Source organism: Pseudomonas sp. TMW22090, from assembly GCF_022496665.1.
Lineage (GTDB): Bacteria > Pseudomonadota > Gammaproteobacteria > Pseudomonadales > Pseudomonadaceae > Aquipseudomonas > Aquipseudomonas gregormendelii.
In genome coordinates, this window is sequence record NZ_SCFH01000013.1 from 95,035 (window position 1) to 114,317 (window position 19,283).

The 19,283-nt window shown below is 61.5% G+C and carries 21 protein-coding genes; all 21 read left to right on the plus strand.

Going from position 1 to position 19,283, the window contains the following annotated elements:
- Window positions 1-85: 85 nt before the first annotated feature.
- The 21 genes from fliL to EQV97_RS27630 all read left to right on the plus strand — a co-directional run bounded on the left by fliL (window position 86) and on the right by EQV97_RS27630 (window position 19,245).
- Complete coding sequence (gene fliL / locus EQV97_RS27530) at window positions 86-586, plus strand: flagellar basal body-associated protein FliL (protein ID WP_122837945.1); 501 nt, start codon at window positions 86-88, stop codon at window positions 584-586.
- Window positions 587-595: 9 nt separating this feature from the next.
- Window positions 596-1,564, plus strand: a complete 969-nt coding sequence (fliM, locus tag EQV97_RS27535; RefSeq protein WP_122837946.1) for a flagellar motor switch protein FliM — start codon at window positions 596-598, stop codon at window positions 1,562-1,564.
- Between the two features lie 66 nt (window positions 1,565-1,630).
- Window positions 1,631-2,089: a flagellar motor switch protein FliN gene (gene fliN, locus EQV97_RS27540; protein WP_045058899.1), complete on the plus strand. Its 459-nt coding sequence runs from the start codon at window positions 1,631-1,633 to the stop codon at window positions 2,087-2,089.
- A complete protein-coding gene (gene fliO / locus EQV97_RS27545) occupies window positions 2,090-2,530 on the plus strand; it encodes a flagellar biosynthetic protein FliO (protein ID WP_122837947.1) in 441 nt (146 codons plus the stop codon). It abuts the gene before it with no gap.
- A complete protein-coding gene (gene fliP / locus EQV97_RS27550) occupies window positions 2,530-3,288 on the plus strand; it encodes a flagellar type III secretion system pore protein FliP (protein WP_045058901.1) in 759 nt (252 codons plus the stop codon). Before fliO ends, fliP begins: the two co-directional genes overlap by 1 nt.
- Window positions 3,285-3,554 carry a flagellar biosynthesis protein FliQ gene (fliQ, locus tag EQV97_RS27555; RefSeq protein ID WP_046816911.1) on the plus strand — a complete coding sequence of 90 codons (270 nt, stop codon included), beginning with the start codon at window positions 3,285-3,287 and terminating at the stop codon, window positions 3,552-3,554. The genes fliP and fliQ overlap by 4 nt, the downstream gene beginning before the upstream one ends.
- A gap of 3 nt (window positions 3,555-3,557) precedes the next feature.
- Window positions 3,558-4,343 (plus strand): flagellar biosynthetic protein FliR, encoded by a 786-nt coding sequence (gene fliR, locus EQV97_RS27560; RefSeq protein ID WP_225569067.1) that lies wholly within the window; start codon window positions 3,558-3,560, stop codon window positions 4,341-4,343.
- Between the two features lie 3 nt (window positions 4,344-4,346).
- Complete coding sequence (gene flhB, locus EQV97_RS27565) at window positions 4,347-5,486, plus strand: flagellar biosynthesis protein FlhB (RefSeq protein ID WP_122837949.1); 1,140 nt, start codon at window positions 4,347-4,349, stop codon at window positions 5,484-5,486.
- Window positions 5,487-5,721: 235 nt separating this feature from the next.
- Window positions 5,722-7,851, plus strand: coding sequence for a flagellar biosynthesis protein FlhA (gene flhA, locus EQV97_RS27570; protein ID WP_122837950.1), 2,130 nt, complete (start codon window positions 5,722-5,724; stop codon window positions 7,849-7,851).
- An 11-nt stretch (window positions 7,852-7,862) separates the two neighbouring features.
- Window positions 7,863-9,188 carry a flagellar biosynthesis protein FlhF gene (flhF, locus tag EQV97_RS27575; protein WP_122837951.1) on the plus strand — a complete coding sequence of 442 codons (1,326 nt, stop codon included), beginning with the start codon at window positions 7,863-7,865 and terminating at the stop codon, window positions 9,186-9,188.
- A gap of 116 nt (window positions 9,189-9,304) precedes the next feature.
- The gene (gene fleN / locus EQV97_RS27580; protein ID WP_045058906.1) at window positions 9,305-10,135 is read left to right on the plus strand and encodes a flagellar synthesis regulator FleN; all 831 of its coding nucleotides are present in this window, start codon (window positions 9,305-9,307) and stop codon (window positions 10,133-10,135) included.
- Window positions 10,132-10,872, plus strand: a complete 741-nt coding sequence (gene fliA / locus EQV97_RS27585) for an RNA polymerase sigma factor FliA (RefSeq protein ID WP_122837952.1) — start codon at window positions 10,132-10,134, stop codon at window positions 10,870-10,872. The genes fleN and fliA overlap by 4 nt, the downstream gene beginning before the upstream one ends.
- A 164-nt stretch (window positions 10,873-11,036) precedes the next feature.
- Window positions 11,037-11,408, plus strand: a complete 372-nt coding sequence (locus EQV97_RS27590) for a chemotaxis response regulator CheY (protein WP_003183998.1) — start codon at window positions 11,037-11,039, stop codon at window positions 11,406-11,408.
- A 22-nt stretch (window positions 11,409-11,430) separates the two neighbouring features.
- Window positions 11,431-12,219 (plus strand): protein phosphatase CheZ, encoded by a 789-nt coding sequence (locus EQV97_RS27595; protein ID WP_122837953.1) that lies wholly within the window; start codon window positions 11,431-11,433, stop codon window positions 12,217-12,219.
- A gap of 21 nt (window positions 12,220-12,240) precedes the next feature.
- The gene (locus EQV97_RS27600; RefSeq protein ID WP_240890457.1) at window positions 12,241-14,478 is read left to right on the plus strand and encodes a chemotaxis protein CheA; all 2,238 of its coding nucleotides are present in this window, start codon (window positions 12,241-12,243) and stop codon (window positions 14,476-14,478) included.
- Window positions 14,479-14,528: 50 nt separating this feature from the next.
- Entirely contained in the window at window positions 14,529-15,671 is a 1,143-nt protein-coding gene (locus EQV97_RS27605; RefSeq protein WP_240890458.1) for a chemotaxis response regulator protein-glutamate methylesterase, read from the plus strand.
- The gene (locus EQV97_RS27610) at window positions 15,671-16,411 is read left to right on the plus strand and encodes a flagellar motor protein (protein WP_045061205.1); all 741 of its coding nucleotides are present in this window, start codon (window positions 15,671-15,673) and stop codon (window positions 16,409-16,411) included. Before EQV97_RS27605 ends, EQV97_RS27610 begins: the two co-directional genes overlap by 1 nt.
- A 15-nt stretch (window positions 16,412-16,426) precedes the next feature.
- On the plus strand, window positions 16,427-17,320 hold the full coding sequence (gene motD, locus EQV97_RS27615) for a flagellar motor protein MotD (protein ID WP_122837956.1): 894 nt from the start codon (window positions 16,427-16,429) through the stop codon (window positions 17,318-17,320).
- Between the two features lie 42 nt (window positions 17,321-17,362).
- Entirely contained in the window at window positions 17,363-18,151 is a 789-nt protein-coding gene (locus EQV97_RS27620; protein WP_122837957.1) for a ParA family protein, read from the plus strand.
- Complete coding sequence (locus tag EQV97_RS27625) at window positions 18,152-18,367, plus strand: hypothetical protein (RefSeq protein ID WP_240890459.1); 216 nt, start codon at window positions 18,152-18,154, stop codon at window positions 18,365-18,367.
- The gene (locus tag EQV97_RS27630; RefSeq protein WP_240890460.1) at window positions 18,364-19,245 is read left to right on the plus strand and encodes a CheW domain-containing protein; all 882 of its coding nucleotides are present in this window, start codon (window positions 18,364-18,366) and stop codon (window positions 19,243-19,245) included. The genes EQV97_RS27625 and EQV97_RS27630 overlap by 4 nt, the downstream gene beginning before the upstream one ends.
- Window positions 19,246-19,283: the final 38 nt, after the last annotated feature.

Consider the following 19,283-nt stretch of genomic DNA (forward strand, 5'->3'; position numbering starts at 1 on the left):
CCACGCAATTTTCCTTACATGGCATAACACTTGCTCTTGCCTTCCCGTGCAACTGTGAAACCCCGAATAGTGACGGATTATTGGCATGGCGAAGAGCGACGCAGCAGTAAAAGACCCTGCAACCAAAGGCAAACTCAAGCTGATCATCATGGTCGTGGTGGCGTTGCTGCTGGCCATCGGCGTGTCCGTGGGGGCGACCTGGTTCTTCATGCACAGCCCCGAAAGCAAGCCTGCCGTCGTTGCCGAAACCGCCGTGGCTGGCAAGCAGGCGGCGGTTTTCGAGCCGTTGCTGCCGGCGTTCGTTTCCAACTACAACCAGAGCGGCCGCCAGCGCTACATGCAGGTGAGCATCACCATGATGGGTCGCAACCAGGCTGACCTGGACGCGCTCAAGGTGCACATGCCGGTCATCCGCAACAACCTGGTGATGCTGTTCTCCGGGCAGGACTTCGCCACCCTGGCCTCGCCGGTCGGTCAGGAAATGCTGCGTCAGAAGGCCACCGCCAGCGTCCAGGAAGTGGCGCAGAAAGAACTCGGCAAGGTCGCCATCGAGCAGTTGCTCTTCACTAATTTCGTACTGCAGTAGGAACACGACATGGCCGTGCAGGACCTGCTGTCCCAGGAAGAGATCGATGCGCTGTTGCATGGCGTCGACGATGGTCTGGTACAGACCGACAACGCCTCTGAACCCGGTGCTGTCAAAAGCTACGACCTGACCAGCCAGGATCGCATCGTCCGTGGACGCATGCCGACCCTGGAGATGATCAACGAGCGTTTTGCGCGGTACACCCGCATCAGCATGTTCAATTTGCTGCGCCGCTCGGCAGACGTGGCGGTCGGTGGCGTGCAGGTGATGAAGTTCGGCGAATACGTGCACTCGCTGTACGTGCCTACCAGTCTCAACCTGGTCAAGATCAAACCGTTGCGCGGCACTGCCTTGTTCATTCTCGACGCCAAGCTGGTGTTCAAGCTGGTGGACAATTTCTTCGGCGGCGACGGTCGCCACGCCAAGATTGAAGGTCGCGAATTCACGCCGACCGAGCTGCGCGTGGTGCGCATGGTGCTGGAGCAGGCCTTCATCGATTTGAAGGAGGCCTGGCAGGCAATCATGGAAGTCAACTTCGAGTACATCAACTCGGAAGTGAACCCGGCCATGGCCAACATCGTCGGCCCGAGCGAGGCGATTGTGGTGTCGACTTTCCACATCGAACTCGATGGCGGTGGCGGCGACCTGCACATCACCATGCCGTACTCGATGATCGAGCCGGTGCGCGAGATGCTCGATGCCGGCTTCCAGTCTGACCTCGACGATCAGGACGAGCGCTGGGTCAACGCCCTGCGCCAGGACGTGCTGGACGTCGACGTGCCGATCGGTGCCACTGTCGCCCGTCGTCAACTGCGCCTGCGGGACATCCTGCACATGCAGCCGGGGGACATCATCCCGGTGGACATGCCGGAAACAATGATCATGCGCGCCAATGGCGTGCCTGCGTTCAAGGTCAAGATGGGCTCGCACAAAGGCAACCTCGCGTTGCAGGTGATCGAGCCGATCGAGCGCCGGTGATCGGCGTCTTTATTCGTTTTTAACTGACGGCGTCCATCCGAGATGGGCGCTCGCCGAGGACACATGATGGCTAGCGATATGAATTCCCAGGACGACCAGGCACTGGCTGATGAATGGGCTGCGGCCCTGGAAGAATCCGGTGATGCTTCGCAGGACGAGATTGACGCGCTGCTGGCTGCTGATTCCGGCAGCTCGCCGTCCAATCGCCTGCAAATGGAAGAGTTCGGCGCCTCGCCGAAAAACCACGAGCAAGTGACCCTGGACGGTCCGAACCTGGACGTGATCCTCGATATTCCGGTGTCGATTTCCATGGAAGTGGGCAGCACCGATATCAATATTCGCAACCTGCTGCAGCTCAACCAGGGCTCGGTGATCGAACTCGATCGCCTGGCCGGTGAGCCGCTGGACGTGCTGGTCAATGGCACGCTCATCGCCCACGGCGAAGTGGTGGTGGTCAACGAGAAGTTCGGCATCCGCCTGACGGACGTGATCAGCCCAAGCGAACGCATCAAGAAGCTGCGCTGAGTGAACAGGGTCCTGGGTTTTTTGTTGGCATTGCCCTTGAGCGCCCTGGCGGCCGAACCGGTGGCCACGGCTGCCGCGACGCCGGCGGTGGGCAGTGGGGTGGCGGGGCAATTGACGCAGTTGGTGTTCGGCTTGCTGCTGGTGCTGGGGCTGATCTTCTTCCTCGCCTGGTTGCTGCGTCGGGTGCAGCAGGCAGGCCCTGCCGGCAAAGGCCAGGTGATCGAACTGATCGGTTCGCGCGCACTCGGTCCGCGTGATCGCTTGATGCTGGTGCAAGTGGGCAATGAGCAGATCCTGCTAGGCCTGAGCCCTGGCAGCATCACCGCCTTGCATGTGCTCAAGGAACCGGTACAGGTGCCGGCCAGTTCGGAAAAAGCCACCCCGGAGTTCGCCCTGCGCCTGATGGAGCTGATGGGCAAGGACCAGAAGGATAAGAAGTAATGGGTGCGCTACGCATCGTCTTGACGCTGGCCTTGCTGCTGGCTGCACCACTGGCATTGGCCGCCGATCCGTTGTCGATCCCGGCCATCACGCTCGGCACCAATGCCGACGGCGCCCAGGAGTACTCGGTCAGCCTGCAGATCCTGCTGATCATGACGGCGCTGAGTTTCATCCCGGCGTTTGTCATGCTGATGACCAGTTTCACCCGGATCATCATCGTCTTCTCGATCCTGCGCCAGGCCCTGGGCCTGCAGCAGACGCCGTCGAACCAGATCCTCACGGGCATGGCGCTGTTCCTGACCCTGTTCATCATGGCGCCGGTGTTCGACCGGGTTAACCAGGATGCCCTGCAGCCGTACCTGGCCGAGAAACTGACCGCCCAGGATGCCGTGGCCAAGGCCCAGGTGCCGATCAAGGACTTCATGCTGGCGCAGACCCGCAGCAGCGACCTTGAGCTGTTCATGCGCCTGTCCAAGCGCACCGACATCGCCACCCCGGATCAGGCCCCGCTGACCATTCTGGTGCCGGCATTCGTCACCTCCGAGCTCAAGACCGCGTTCCAGATCGGCTTCATGATCTTCATTCCGTTCCTGATCATCGACCTGGTTGTGGCCAGTGTGCTGATGGCCATGGGTATGATGATGCTGTCGCCGCTGATTATTTCCCTGCCGTTCAAGATCATGCTGTTCGTGCTGGTGGATGGCTGGGCACTGATCATCGGCACGCTCGCCAGCAGCTTCGGCGGTGTGTCGCCATGACGCCGGAAGTGGCGGTAGACATCTTCCGCGAGGCGCTGTGGCTGACCACCCTGATGGTGGCCGTGCTGGTGATCCCGAGCTTGCTGGTGGGGTTGCTGGTGGCGATGTTCCAGGCAGCGACCCAGATCAACGAACAAACGTTGAGCTTCCTGCCGCGACTGCTGGTGATGCTGGTCACGCTGATCGTTGCCGGGCCGTGGCTGGTGCAGACCTTCATGGAATACATCCTGCAGTTGTACGGCAGTATTCCCCAGGTCATTGGCTAAGCCATGCAGTCGCTGCTGCAACTGACCGATACCCAGATCAGCACCTGGGTGGCGACCTTCATGTTGCCGTTGTTTCGCGTCGGCGCGCTGCTGATGGTCATGCCCATTGTCGGCACGACCCTGGTGCCCACTCGCGTGCGCCTGTACTTCACGCTGGCCATCACCGTGGTGATAGTCCCGGGCCTGCCGCCGATGCCCCCGGTGAATGCGCTGGACCTTAGTGGCCTGCTGCTGATCGCCGAGCAGATTCTCATCGGGGCGATCCTGGGCTTTGCCTTGCAGCTGTTTTTCCAGGCATTCGTGATCGCCGGGCAGATCGTCTCGATTCAGATGGGCATGGGCTTCGCCTCGATGGTCGACCCCACCAACGGCGTTTCGGTGGCGGTGATCGGGCAGTTCTTCACCATGCTGGTCACGCTGCTGTTTCTGTCCATGAACGGCCATCTGGTGGTGTTCGAAATCCTCACCGAAAGCTTCACCACCTTGCCCGTCGGCAGTGGCCTGATGGTTACGCATTTCTGGGAGCTGGCGGGCAAGCTGGGTTGGGTCCTGGGGGCCGCATTGCTGCTGGTATTGCCGGCGATCACGGCGCTGCTGGTGGTCAACATCGCGTTTGGCGTGATGACCCGGGCCGCGCCGCAGCTCAACATCTTCTCCATCGGCTTCCCGCTGACCCTGGTGCTCGGGCTGTTCATCGTCTGGGTCGGGCTCGCCGACATCATCAATCAGTATCAACCACTGGCCTCCGAGGCCCTGCAGTGGTTGCGCGAACTGGCACGGGCGCGCTGAGCCATGGCAGAGAGCGAGAGCGGTCAGGACAAGACAGAAGATCCCACGGAGAAAAAGAAAAAGGACGCCCGGGAGAAGGGCGAGATCGCCCGTTCCAAAGAGCTCAACACCCTGGCCATCATGCTCGCCGGTTCGGCCGCGCTGCTGATCTTCGGCGGGGCGCTCGCCCAGGAAATGATGGACCTGATGCGCATGAATTTCTCGCTGTCGCGCGAAGTCATCCTCGACCAGCGGTCCATGGGGACCTTCCTCCTGCATTCAGGGCTGATCGCCTTGCTGGCCATCCAGCCGGTGATGATCACGCTGTTGCTCGCGGCCCTGATCGGCCCGATTTCCCTGGGCGGCTGGCTGTTCTCCGCCGGCACCATGGCGCCCAAGTTCAGCCGCATGAACCCCGGCGCCGGGCTCAAGCGCATGTTCTCCTCGAAGGCCGTGGTAGAGCTGCTCAAGGCCCTGGCCAAGTTCTTTATCATCCTGTTCGTGGCCCTGGCCGTGTTGTCCGCGGACATCGACGACCTCTTGCGCATCGCCCACGAACCGCTGGACATGGCGATCATCCACAGCCTGCAGGTGGTCGGCTGGAGCTCGTTGTGGATGGCTTGCGGCCTGATCATCATCGCCGCCGTGGACGTGCCGGTGCAGCTGTGGGAAAGCGCCAAGAAGCTGAAGATGACCAAGCAGGAGGTGCGCGACGAGCACAAGGACCAGGAAGGGCGACCGGAGGTCAAGCAGCGCATTCGGCAACTGCAGCGCGACATGTCCCAGCGCCGGATGATGGCGGCCATTCCTGATGCCGACGTGGTCATCACCAACCCGACTCACTACGCCGTGGCGCTCAAGTACGACCCGGACAAGGGCGGGGCGCCGATGCTGGTGGCCAAGGGCAGCGATTTCCTGGCGTTGAAGATGCGTGAAATTGCCGTGGCGAATAATGTGCTGCTGCTGGAATCGCCGGCGTTGGCGCGGTCGATCTACTACTCCACGGAGCTGGACCAGGAAATACCCGGTGGCTTGTACCTGGCCGTTGCCCAGGTACTGGCGTATGTCTATCAGATTCGCCAATACAAGGCAGGCAGGGGCAAGCGCCCGGACCCGCTCAAGGATGACTTGCCGATTCCGCCGGACCTGCGGCGCGATTCTTGAGTTGTGTGCCGGTGATGCCGGCCCCCACAGGAGCAGGAATAACCGCAAGATCACCCGTCGACACACAACCTGTGGGAGCGGGCTTGCCCGCGATGAGGCCCGCCAGGCAACACCACAATTCCTGAATTAACCCCTCTGTTTCAACACTCCGCGAAAGTTGGAAGGTTTCTTGCAATAGCGGCTTTGCGCCTGCTTCTGGCGTCAAAAGTTTGCTTTACAGGAACGGGGAAAATCGGTGGATCGCTCTCAGTTATTCAACAGTGCTCGCACAAACGTTGCCGACTTAAGTCGGGGCAATCTGGGCGTGCCGTTGTTGCTGCTGGTCATGCTGGCGATGATGATGTTGCCGATGCCGCCGTTCCTGCTGGACGTGTTCTTCACGTTCAACATTGCGTTGTCCATCGTGGTCCTGCTGGTGTGCGTCTACGCGTTGCGGCCGCTGGATTTTGCGGTGTTCCCCACCATCCTGCTGGTGGCGACGCTGCTACGGCTGGCGTTGAACGTGGCCTCCACACGCGTGGTGATGCTCCACGGCCAGGACGGTCACGCCGCTGCGGGCAAGGTAATCCAGGCCTTCGGTGAGGTGGTGATCGGCGGCAACTACGTGGTCGGTATCGTGGTGTTCGCGATCCTGATGATCATCAACTTCGTCGTGGTGACCAAGGGTGCCGGACGGATTTCCGAGGTGAGCGCACGTTTCACCCTCGATGCGATGCCCGGCAAGCAGATGGCGATCGACGCCGACCTCAATGCCGGTTTGATCGACCAGAACCAGGCCAAGGCGCGCCGTTCGGAAGTGGCCCAGGAAGCCGAGTTCTACGGTTCGATGGACGGTGCCAGCAAGTTTGTGCGCGGTGACGCCATTGCCGGCCTGTTGATTCTGTTTATCAACCTGATCGGCGGCATGGCGGTGGGTATCTTCCAGCACGGCATGACGTTTGGCGACGCCGGTAAGGTGTACGCGCTGCTGACCATCGGTGACGGTTTGGTGGCGCAATTGCCATCACTGCTGTTGTCCACCGCAGCGGCAATCATGGTGACGCGTGCTTCCGGTTCGGAAGACATGGGCAAACAGATCAATCGCCAGATGTTCGCCTCGCCCAAGGCCCTGGCCGTGGCCGCCGGCTTGATGGCGGTGATGGGGCTGGTGCCCGGCATGCCGCACTTTTCCTTCCTGAGCATGGCGGCGCTGGCGGCAGGTGGTGCCTACCTGTTCTGGAAGAAGCAGAACGGCGTCAAGGTGCAGGCCCTGGAAGAGGTCAAGCGCCAACAGGAACTGCTGCCGTCGCCGGCCCGCGCCCAGGAAACCAAGGAGCTGGGCTGGGACGACGTGACGCCGATCGACATGATTGGCCTGGAAGTGGGCTATCGCCTGATTCCGCTGGTCGACCGCAATCAGGGTGGGCAGTTGCTCGCGCGGATCAAGGGCGTGCGCAAGAAGCTGTCCCAGGACCTGGGTTTCCTGATGCCCACTGTGCACATTCGTGACAACCTCGACCTGGCGCCGAGTGCCTATCGCCTGACCCTGATGGGCGTGATCCTGGCCGAGGCGGAGATTTACCCGGACCGCGAACTGGCGATCAACCCGGGGCAGGTCTACGGCACGCTCAACGGCATCACCGCCAAAGATCCGGCTTTTGGTCTGGAGGCGGTCTGGATCGAAGTCAGCCAGCGTGCCCAGGCGCAGTCACTGGGATACACTGTGGTCGATGCCAGTACAGTAGTGGCCACTCACTTGAACCAGATTCTGTACAAGCACTCCAGCGAGCTGATCGGGCACGAAGAAGTGCAGCAACTCATGCAATTGCTGGCCAAAAGCTCGCCCAAGCTGGCAGAAGAGCTGGTGCCGGGCGTGGTGTCGCTGTCGCAGTTGCTCAAGGTGCTGCAGGCTTTGCTCGCCGAACAAGTGCCGGTTCGGGACATTCGCAGCATCGCCGAGGCCATCGCGAACAACGCGGCCAAGAGTCAAGATACCGCCGCGCTGGTGGCCGCCGTGCGGGTCGGCGTATCCCGCGCAATCGTCCAAAGCATTGTAGGTACTGACTCCGAGCTGCCAGTTATCACGCTGGAGCCAAGGTTGGAACAGATATTGCTCAATAGTCTGCAGAAGGCGGGACAAGGCTCGGAAGAGGGCGTCCTGCTGGAGCCAAGCATGGCTGAGAAGCTGCAGCGCTCGTTGATCGATGCCGCGCAGCGTCAGGAAATGCAAGGTCAACCGGTGATTCTGCTGGTGGCCGGTCCGGTTCGCGCGATGCTCTCGCGGTTCGGTCGGCTGGCAGTCCCGGGTTTGCACGTGTTGGCGTATCAGGAAATCCCTGACAACAAGCAAGTGACCATCGTTGCGACAGTAGGGCCCAACGGCTGAGGTAGTGGTTTATGCAAGTTAAGCGTTTTTTCGCCGCCGATATGCGTCAGGCCATGAAACTGGTTCGTGACGAGCTGGGCGCCGATGCCGCGATCATCGGCAACCGCCGAATCGCCGGCGGCGTGGAGCTGACGGCTGCCCTCGATTACAAGCTGTCGGCGCTGGCACCGCGGGTTCCGAACATGGAACTCGAGGACGAATTGCGCAAGACCCAGTCGCGGATCGTCACTGCCCAGGCCGAACTGAGCCTGCGTAGCGAAGGCGAGAGCGATAAGGCGACCAATCGCCAGCTGTTCGCCGGCTTGCCCCTGACTGCCGCCGAACCGCTGGTCGAACCCACCTACACCGAGCCTGCACGCCCGGCGCCGGCGCCCGCTGCCACCGGCGGTGTCGATCCGCGTGCATTCGACTCGATGCGCTTTGAACTCAACAGCCTGCGCGAACTGATGGAAGTGCAGTTGGGCTCCCTGGCGTGGAATCAGCTGCAAGGCAGCCGCCCGGCCCAGGCCAACCTGTGGCGCCGGCTGCAACGCATTGGCCTGTCCGGTCCGCTGTCGCGTGACCTGCTGGCAATGATCAGCGACATTGACGAGCCTCGCCAGGCCTGGCGCATGCTCCTGGCGCACCTGGCGCGGATGATCGCCACACCGGAAATCGAACCCCTGGAAGAGGGTGGCGTGATTGCCATGGTCGGCCCTGCCGGCATGGGCAAGACCACCACCCTGGCCAAGCTCGCTGCCCGCTACGTGCTCAAGTACGGCGCGCAGAATATTGCGCTGGTGAGCATGGACAGCTACCGGATCGGCGCCCAGGAACAGCTCAAGACCCTGGGCCGCATCCTCAATGTGCCGGTGACTCATGTCGACCCGGGGCAGTCGCTGGTGCAGGCGCTGGAGCCTTTGTTGCGCAAGCGTGTGGTCTTGATCGATACCGCCGGCCTGCAGGCCAGCGATCCGGCACTGCGCATGCAGCTGGAAAGCCTGGCCGGACGTGGCATCAAGTCAAAAAATTACCTGGTCCTGGCAACCACCAGCCAGAAACAGGTTCTAACCGCCGCTTATCACAGTTACAAGCGCTGCGGGCTCGCCGGCTGCATCCTGACTAAACTGGATGAATCGGCCAGTCTGGGCGAGGTGTTGAGCCTGGCGATCAGTCATGAACTGCCGGTGGCCTACCTGACCGATGGGCCACGGATCCCGGATGACTTGCATCTGCCGCGGCGTCATCAGTTGGTCAGTCGCGCAGTCAGCGTGCAAATGCAGGAAGAACCCAGCGAAGAAGCCATGGCTGACATGTTCGCTGATATTTACCACAGTCCCACCAAGCAGGTTGGCTGAGGTATTAATGAATCGTTTTTGTACCTACATCGATGGTCTGCCATGCATTGTTCAGATGATGAACGCGCAGCCAGTAATGTGGCCTCCGTCTATGCAAGACAAGGTAAAGAAATAACATGGGCAGCATGCATCCCGTACAGGTGATCGCGGTGACCGGCGGCAAAGGTGGCGTCGGCAAAACTAACGTGTCAGTGAACTTGTCGCTGGCTTTGGCTGAACTCGGACGGCGCGTCATGCTTCTGGACGCCGACCTTGGGCTGGCGAACGTCGACGTCCTTTTGGGGCTGACACCCAAACGTACCCTGGCCGACGTGATCGAAGGCCGCTGTGAGCTGCGCGACGTTCTGTTGCAAGGCCCGGGCGGCATTCGTATCGTGCCGGCCGCGTCCGGCACCCAGAGCATGGTGCACCTGACACCGGCTCAACACGCCGGCCTGATCCAGGCCTTCAGCGACATCGGCGATAACCTCGATGTGCTGGTGATCGACACGGCTGCGGGCATTGGTGATTCGGTGGTCAGCTTTGTCCGCGCCGCCCAGGAAGTCCTGCTGGTGGTGTGCGACGAGCCGACCTCGATCACCGACGCCTATGCGTTGATCAAGTTGCTCAACCGCGACTACGGCATGAACCGCTTCCGCGTCCTGGCCAACATGGCCCAGAGCCCGCAGGAAGGGCGCAACCTGTTCGCCAAGTTGACCAAGGTCACGGACCGCTTCCTCGACGTCGCCCTGCAATACGTCGGCGCGGTGCCGTACGACGAAAGCGTGCGCAAGGCCGTGCAAAAACAGCGTGCGGTTTACGAAGCGTTCCCGCGTTCCAAATGTTCGCTGGCGTTCAAGGCGATCGCGCAGAAGGTCGATACCTGGCCGCTGCCGGCGAACCCGCGCGGGCACCTGGAATTTTTCGTCGAGCGCCTCGTACAACAAACGGCAGGACCGGTGCTATGACCGCCAGTGGCTATAACCTCTACAAGAAATCGGCCCGCGATGCGCAGTGCGAGCTGATCGAGCGTTACGCGCCACTGGTAAAACGGATTGCCTACCACCTGCTGGCGCGTTTGCCGGCCAGTGTCCAGGTCGAAGACCTGATCCAGGCCGGGATGATCGGCCTGCTTGAAGTATCCACCAAATACGACGCCAGCAAAGGCGCGAGTTTCGAGACGTACGCGGGCATTCGAATCCGCGGCGCGATGCTCGATGAAGTGCGCAAGGGGGACTGGGCGCCACGTTCGGTCCACCGCAATACCCGAATGGTCAGCGACGCAATTCGCTCGATTGAAGCTAAAACAGGTCGCGACGCTAAAGATCACGAAGTTGCGGCCGAACTCCAATTGAGTCTTGACGATTATTACGGGATTTTGAACGACACCCTGGGCAGCCGCCTCTTCAGTTTCGACGACCTGTTGCAGGACGGCGAACACGAAGGGCTGCACGAGGATGGCGCAAGTGCTCATACGGAGCCGTCGCGTGACCTGGAAGATGAACGCTTCCAGGCCGCGCTGGCGGACGCGATTGCCAATTTGCCGGAGCGTGAGCGACTGGTGTTGGCGCTGTACTACGACGAAGAGCTGAACCTCAAGGAAATCGGTGAGGTCCTGGGTGTCAGCGAATCGCGGGTCAGCCAGTTACACAGCCAGTGCGCGGCCCGTTTGCGGGGGCGTTTGGGGGAGTGGCGAGCGCGCTGAAGGCAGTGTGGGGACACTGCGAACGGGCTGGCGGGTGTTAAACGCGCCGGTCGCGATCTGTTGTGCTCCAGACAGTCATCGAGTGCTTTGCCGGATTGAATGAAATGGCGTGTCCAGGTGCTGGGCGCGTTTAAGACTGCTTGGAGGTCGAATTGGACAAGAACATGAAAATCCTCATCGTTGATGACTTCTCAACGATGCGGCGGATCATAAAAAACCTGTTGCGTGACCTTGGGTTCACCAACACGGTCGAGGCGGATGACGGCACTACGGCCATTCCGGTCCTCAACAGCGGCAGCATCGACTTTCTGGTAACGGACTGGAACATGCCCGGCATGACCGGCATCGATCTGCTGCGCCACGTGCGCGCCGACGAAAAGCTCAAGCACCTGCCAGTGCTGATGGTGACCGCCGAAGCCAAGCGCGAGCAAATCATCGAAGCAGCCCAGGCCGGTGTTAACGGCTATGTGGTCAAGCCCTTCACGGCCCAGGCGTTGAAAGAAAAAATCGAAAAGATTTTCGAACGCATCGGCTGAGTCACTGCGCCACGGGGGAGCTATGGAGCAAAAAGAAATTTCACAGGGCGATTTCGAATCGACCCTGAAAAAACACGCCGTCGAATTGGTCGAGAGCCTTGAAAAAGGCAAGTTCGGCGACGCCGTGCAACTGATCCATGAGCTCAACCAGACCCGTGATCGTGGCCTGTACCAGGAGGTGGGCAAGCTCACCCGCGAGCTGCATAGCGCGATCGTCAATTTCCAGATTGATCCGAATATGCCGCAAGCCGAGGAGGTTTCGCAGATCACGGACGCTGCCGAGCGCCTGGGGTACGTGGTCAAGCTCACCGAAGCCGCCGCCAACCGCACCATGGACCTGGTGGAAAACGCCACGCCGCTGGTCAACAGCCTGAGCCAGGAAGCCGAGGCCTTGAGCACGGACTGGGGACGGTTCATGCGCCGCGAAGTCGGGGCCGAAGAGTTCCGCGAGCTGGCCCGGCGGGTCGACGGTTTCCTGACACGCAGCAGCGAAGACAATCGCGTGGTGGCGGGCAACCTCAACGACATTCTGCTCGCTCAGGATTACCAGGACCTCACCGGCCAGGTAATCAAGCGCGTGACTCAATTGGTCACCGAAGTTGAAAGCAATCTGCTCAAGCTCGTGCTGATGGCCAGTCAGGTGGACCGCTTTGCGGGCATCGAACATGACCGTCAAGCGATGCTCGCGGAAAAAGATCCACAAAAACATCTCTCTCAGGGTGAAGGTCCGCAGATTCATGCCGATAAAAGAGAAGACGTTGTGTCCGGTCAGGACGATGTGGACGATTTGCTATCCAGCCTTGGATTTTAGACCTGTAGGAGCACCCCATTAATGAGCTTCGGCGCCGATGAAGAGATCCTTCAGGATTTCCTGGTTGAGGCCGGCGAGATTCTAGAGCAACTGTCCGAACAGCTGGTCGAGCTGGAAAGCCGACCGGATGATGCGGATTTGCTCAATGCAATTTTTCGCGGTTTTCACACTGTAAAAGGGGGCGCCGGCTTCCTCCAGCTCAACGAGCTGGTGGAGTGCTGTCACATCGCCGAGAACGTGTTCGACATCCTGCGCAAGGGTGAGCGTCGCGTCGACTCGGAACTGATGGACGTGGTTCTCGAAGCACTGGACGCGGTGAACGGCATGTTCACCGAAGTCCGCGAGCGCAGCCCGATCACGGCGGCCACGCCTGAGTTGCTGGCAGCCCTGGCCCGTCTGGCCGAGCCGCAATCGGCCGACGAAGCCGCACCGGTTGCCGAAGTGGCGCCAGAGGCAGAAAGCACATCGGGTGACATCACCGACAACGAATTCGAACAACTGCTGGACTCGTTGAACGCCGTCAAGGCCCAGGCCGAAGCGGCACCTGTCGCACCAGCACCCGTCAGCACCACGGCTGCAGCCAGCGACGAAATCACCGACGACGAGTTCGAGTCGTTGCTCGATCAGTTGCACGGTAAAGGCCAGTTCGCCATTGACGCCGTGGTTGCCCCGGCGGCACCTGCCGCACCGGCTGCACCCAAGGCCGCAGGCGACAGCTCGGACATCACCGACGAAGAATTCGAAGCACTGCTCGATCAGCTCCACGGCAAGGGTAACTTCGCCGTCGAAGCGCTGGAGTCGGCGATTGCGTCGGCGCCCGTAGCGGCAGCACCAGTCGCCGCCGCAGTGGGCAGCGACCTGATCTCCGATCACGAATTCGAAGCGCTGCTCGACGAATTGCACGGTAAAGGCAAGTTCTCCGAAGTCGGCACGGCTACGGTCGCTGCCAGCGCTGCTGTAGCCGCGCCAGTAGCCAAGGCCGTAGCGCCCAAGCCGGTGGCGAAAGCCCCTGAGCCAAAAGCCGAAGCCGCCAGGCCTGCCCCGGCTCGCGCACCGGCCACGCCGCCGGCGGAAAAGCCGGCCACCGAAGCCGAGACTACCGTGCGGGTCGATACCGCGCGCCTCGACGAAATCATGAACATGGTCGGCGAACTGGTGCTGGTGCGTAACCGCCTGGTGCGCCTGGGTGCCAACAGCGCCGACGAGGCCATGTCCAAGGCCGTGTCCAACCTCGACGTGGTCACGGCGGACCTGCAAACCGCGGTGATGAAGACCCGCATGCAGCCAATCAAGAAGGTCTTCGGGCGTTTCCCGCGCCTGGTTCGCGACCTGGCTCGCCAGCTCAAGAAAGAGATCAACCTGGAACTGGTCGGCGAAGAAACCGACCTCGACAAGAACCTCGTCGAGGCCCTGGCCGACCCGCTGGTCCACTTGGTACGCAACGCCGTCGACCACGGTATCGAGTCGCCGGAAGAGCGCGAAGCCGCGGGCAAGTCCCGTGGTGGCAAGGTCATTCTTGCGGCCGAGCAGGAAGGCGACCACATCCTGTTGTCGATTTCCGATGACGGCAAAGGCATGGACCCCAACATCCTTCGCGCCATCGCGGTCAAACGCGGGGTCATGGACAAGGACGCCGCCGATCGCCTGAGCGACACCGAGTGCTACAACCTGATTTTTGCCCCGGGCTTCTCGACCAAGACCGAGATCTCCGACGTGTCCGGGCGTGGCGTGGGCATGGACGTGGTGAAAACCAAGATCTCCCAGCTCAACGGCTCGATCAACATCTACTCGGCCAAGGGCCAGGGCTCGAAGATCGTCATCAAGGTGCCGTTGACCCTGGCGATCATGCCGACGCTGATGGTCATGCTCGGCAACCAGGCGTTCGCGTTCCCGCTGGTGAACGTCAACGAGATCTTCCACCTCGACCTGTCGCGCACCAACGTGGTCGATGGCCAGGAAGTCGTGATCGTGCGCGACAAGGCGTTGCCACTGTTCTACCTCAAGCGCTGGCTGGTCGCTTCCGCCGCTCATGAAGAGCAGCGTGAAGGCCATGTGGTGATCCTTTCGGTGGGCACCCAGCGGATCGGCTTCGTCGTCGATCAACTGGTAGGCCAGGAAGAAGTGGTCATCAAGCCATTGGGCAAGATGCTCCAGGGAACCCCGGGCATGTCGGGCGCCACCATCACCGGTGATGGCCGTATTGCGCTGATTCTCGATGTTCCGAGCATGCTCAAGCGTTACGCCACCCGGCGTATTTGATTCTGGTGGAGCGGGGCGATCGCGCCTGCGCTCCATCTAACGGAGTGTTTATGGCAGTCAAGGTCCTGGTGGTGGACGATTCGGGTTTTTTCCGTCGCCGCGTCTCGGAAATTCTTTCGGCGGATCCGAACATCCAGGTCGTCGGTACCGCGACCAACGGCAAAGAGGCGATCGACCAGGCGCTGGCCCTCAAGCCGGATGTGATCACCATGGACTACGAGATGCCCATGATGGACGGCATCACGGCGGTGCGGCACATCATGCAGCGCTGCCCGACCCCGGTATTGATGTTCTCCTCGCTGACGCACGAAGGCGCCCGGGTCACCCTGGATGCGCTGGACGCTGGTGCGGTGGATTTCCTGCCGAAGAATTTCGAAGACATCTCGCGTAACCCGGACAAGGTCAAGCAACTGCTGTGCGAGAAGATCCATACCCTCTCGCGCAGTAATCGGCGTGCCAGTGCCTACAGTGCACCGGCCCCCGTTGCCGCGCCCATAGCCGCACCTGCGCCCGCTCCGTCGAGCATTGGCAGTTACAGCAGCAGTGCGCCTGCGCGTGCGGCACCGGCACCGATTGCCTCGCGCGCGCCGGCCCCGGCCCCGGCCCCGTCGTCGCCCGTCCCCAAGCGCAAGGGCTACAAGCTGGTGGCAATCGGTACGTCCACCGGCGGCCCGGTCGCGCTGCAGCGGGTACTGACCCAGTTGCCTGCGAATTTCCCGGCGCCCATCGTGCTGGTGCAGCACATGCCGGCGGCGTTTACCAAGGCCTTTGCCGAACGCCTGGACAAACTCTGCCGCATCCACGTCAAGGAAGCCGAAGACGGCGACATCCTGCGTCCGGGCCTGGCGCTGCTGGCGCCGGGCGGCAAGCAGATGATGATCGACGGTCGTGGTGCGGTGAAGATTCTGCCAGGCGACGAGCGCCTCAACTACAAGCCGTGCGTAGACATCACCTTCGGTTCGGCAGCCAAATCCTACGGTGACAAAGTTCTGGCGGTGGTGCTGACCGGTATGGGGGCCGACGGCCGCGAAGGCGCGCGCCTGCTCAAACAGGGCGGCAGCACCATCTGGGCCCAGGATGAAGCCAGCTGCGTGATCTACGGAATGCCCATGGCCATCGTCAAGGCCGAGCTCGCTGACGCGGTGTATAGCCTGGACGAAATAGGCAGGCACCTGGTCGAGGCGTGTGTCTGATGGATGTACTGAGCCTCATCGGGATCATCATGGCGTTCGTCGCCATCATCGGCGGCAACTACCTGGAAGGTGGTCACCTCGGCGCACTGGCGAACGGTCCGGCGGCACTGATCGTTATCGGCGGTACCGTCGGTGCGGCGCTGCTGCAGTCGCCGATGAGCGCCTTCAAGCGCGCGATGCAAATCCTGGTATGGATTCTGTTTCCGCCGCGGGTCGACCTGGCCGGTGGCGTCGATCGCGTGGTCAACTGGAGCCTCACCGCCCGCAAGGAAGGCCTGCTGGGCCTGGAAGGGGTGGCCGACGCCGAACCCGACAACTACTCGCGCAAGGGCTTGCAACTCCTGGTGGACGGTGCTGAGCCGGAGGCTATCCGCAGCATCCTCGAGGTGGATTTCTATACTCAGGAAAGCCGGGACATCGAGGCGGCCAAAGTCTTTGAAAGCATGGGCGGCTACGCGCCGACCATCGGCATCATCGGTGCGGTAATGGGCCTGATTCACGTCATGGGCAATCTGGCCGATCCGTCGCAACTGGGCAGCGGCATTGCCGTGGCGTTCGTCGCCACTATCTACGGCGTGGCCAGCGCCAACCTGGTGCTGTTGCCCATCGCGGCCAAACTCAAGGCCATCGCCCTGCGGCAGTCGCGTTATCGCGAAATGTTGCTCGAAGGCATTCTGTCGATCGCCGAAGGTGAAAACCCTCGCTCTATCGAGTTGAAGCTCCAGGGCTTCATGGATTGATGGGGGTTATGGAAAATGGCACGTCGCCGGCAACCTGAAGAACATGTGAACCATGAGCGCTGGCTGGTTTCCTACGCCGACTTCATCACGCTGCTGTTCGCGTTTTTCGTGGTGATGTACTCGATCTCGTCGATCAACGAAGGCAAGTACAAGGTGATTTCCGAGGCGCTGATCGGCGTGTTCAACGACTCCGATCGAGCGCTGAAACCCATCCCCATCGGCGATGAACGCCCCAAGACCGTGACCCCCGCCAAGCCTCTGGTCAAGGACAGCGAGCAGGTCGACGCCGGCATCGCGCAGGCGGGTGACAACCCTCTGCAAAGCATTGCCGATGATATCAGTGCCGCCTTCGGCGACCTGATCAGCTCCAACCAGATGACCGTGCGTGGCAACGAGTTGTGGGTGGAGATCGAACTCAATTCCAGCCTGTTGTTCGGCAGCGGCGACGCCATGCCCAGCGACATCGCCTTTAACATCATCGACAAGGTCGCGGCCATCCTGAAGCCGTTCGACAACCCCATCCATGTCGAAGGCTTTACCGACGATCAACCGATTCGCACCGCGCAATACCCCACCAACTGGGAGCTGTCTTCTGCCCGCTCGGCGAGCATCGTGCGCATGCTGGCGATGCAGGGAGTGAACCCGGGGCGTCTGGCGTCGGTGGGTTATGGCGAGTTCCAGCCGGTGGCCAATAACGCCACCGCTGAAGGCCGTGCGCGCAACCGGCGCGTGGTGCTGGTGGTGTCACGAAACCTGGATGTGCGGCGCAGCCTGACAGGCACCGGTACCGCCAATGCACAACCGGACGCTGCATTGAAGCGTGCTGGCACACAAACTGCACCTGCACCGGTCAAGCCGCCGGGACGAGAGAGCGCCGTCAATTCTCCGTCACCCGCATTAACACGCTGAGCTATTTCTCGGTCGGCATTTCGACCGGGAGGAATCATTCGAATGAGAGTCTGGGCAGTCGCCAATCAAAAGGGTGGTGTTGGTAAAACCACATCCTCCATCGCTTTAGCCGGGTTGCTGGCCGAGGCGGGCAAGCGCGTGGTCGTGGTCGACCTCGATCCCCACGGCTCCATGACCAGCTATTTCGGGTATGACCCCGACGCCCTGGAGCACAGCAGCTACGACCTGTTCCTGCACAAGGGCAGCGTCCCCGCCGGGTTGCCGGGTCAACTGTTGTTGCCCACCAGCCATGAGAGCATCTCGCTGCTGCCTTCGAGCACCGCGCTGGCCACCCTGGAACGGCAGTCGCCGGGCCAGAGTGGCCTGGGCCTGGTGATCGCCAAGAGTCTGGCGCAGTTGTGGCAAGACTTCGATTACGCGGTCATCGACAGCCCGCCGCTGCTGGGGGTGCTGATGGTTAACGCCCTCGCCGCGAGCCAGCAGTTGGTGATCCCGGTGCAGACCGAGCATTTGGCCGTCAAGGGCCTGGAACGCATGGTCAACACCCTGGCGATGATCAACCGTTCGCGCAAACAGCCGCTGCCGTTCAGCATCGTGCCGACCCTGTTCGACCGACGGACCCAGGCGTCCATTGGCACGCTGCGGGTGGTGCGCGACATGTTCCCGGAAGAAACCTGGCAGGGTTATATCCCGGTCGACACGCGCCTGCGCGATGCTAGCCGTGCCGGTCTCACGCCGTCGCAGTTCGATGGCAAGAGCCGCGGTGTATTGGCGTATCGCTCGTTGCTCAAGCATTTGCTGGAGCAGCAGCTTGTCCCGGCGGTGGCCTAGATGAACCCGATCCCCGCAGGAGCCGCCGCAGGCTGCGATCTTTTGATCTTGCCTGGCGGCATCCTTGAAAAAAACCAGATCAGCAGATCGAAACCTGCCTCCGTAGGAGCTGCCGCAGGCTGCGATCTTTTGATCCTTCTTGGCGGCGTCCTCGAAAAAAACCAGATCAAAAAATCGCAGCCTGCGGCAGCTCCTACGGTGGAGGTGTGTCAGTGAATCGGCCGGTCAAGATCACGTCACGTCCGCAACTGGCGTTGCAGTCCTACCTGGACAGCCTGCTGATGGACGCGACCGAAGACCTGCCGGTTGAAGTTCAAGCGCCTGTTGAAGCGGTCGAAGCCGAAGCTACTCTGGACGATTTCCAGGCGGCAGTGCTTGAAGAGCAGGTCCGGGATGCGCGTAAGCCAGAGGCGGTTGTTGCTCCGGTAGTGGCTGCGGTTGAAGAGGTTCAGGTTGAGCAGGCCAGGGTAGTGCTGGTAGAAGCACCTGCGCCGGCCCTGGCACCCGTGTCGACCATCGCGCCGCTGCCTCAGGCCCTGGTTCCACCGGTTTTCGAAGTCCACCTGCCGCCCGGTAACAGGCTGCCGCCGGTGGACAGCAACGGCAGGCCCGCCTGGGCCGCCGAGCCCTTCGAATGCCTGTTGTTCGATGTGGCCGGGTTGACCCTGGCGGTGCCGCTGGTGTGCCTGGGCTCGATCTACTCGCTGGAAGGTCATGAGCTGACACCCTTGTTCGGCCAGCCGGATTGGTTCCTCGGGATTCTGCCGAGCCAGGCCGGTAACCTGAAAGTCCTCGATACCGCGCGCTGGGTCATGCCCGACCGCTACCGCGACGATTTTCGCCAGGGCCTGCAATACGTGATTTCGGTCCAGGGTTACGAATGGGGGCTGGCGGTGCATCAGGTCAGCCGCTCCCTGCGCCTGGACCCGAACGAAATCAAATGGCGCAGCCAGCGGGGCCAACGCCCCTGGCTGGCCGGTACCGTGATTGAACACATGTGTGCGTTGCTTGATGTTGCCGAGTTGGCGGAGTTGATCGCCAGCGGCGGGGCAAGGCACATGGGCAGCAAAAAGCCAGCCCACACACCGACATGACAAACAGGCAGCGACCTACCGAGGGCCGCTGCACCGAA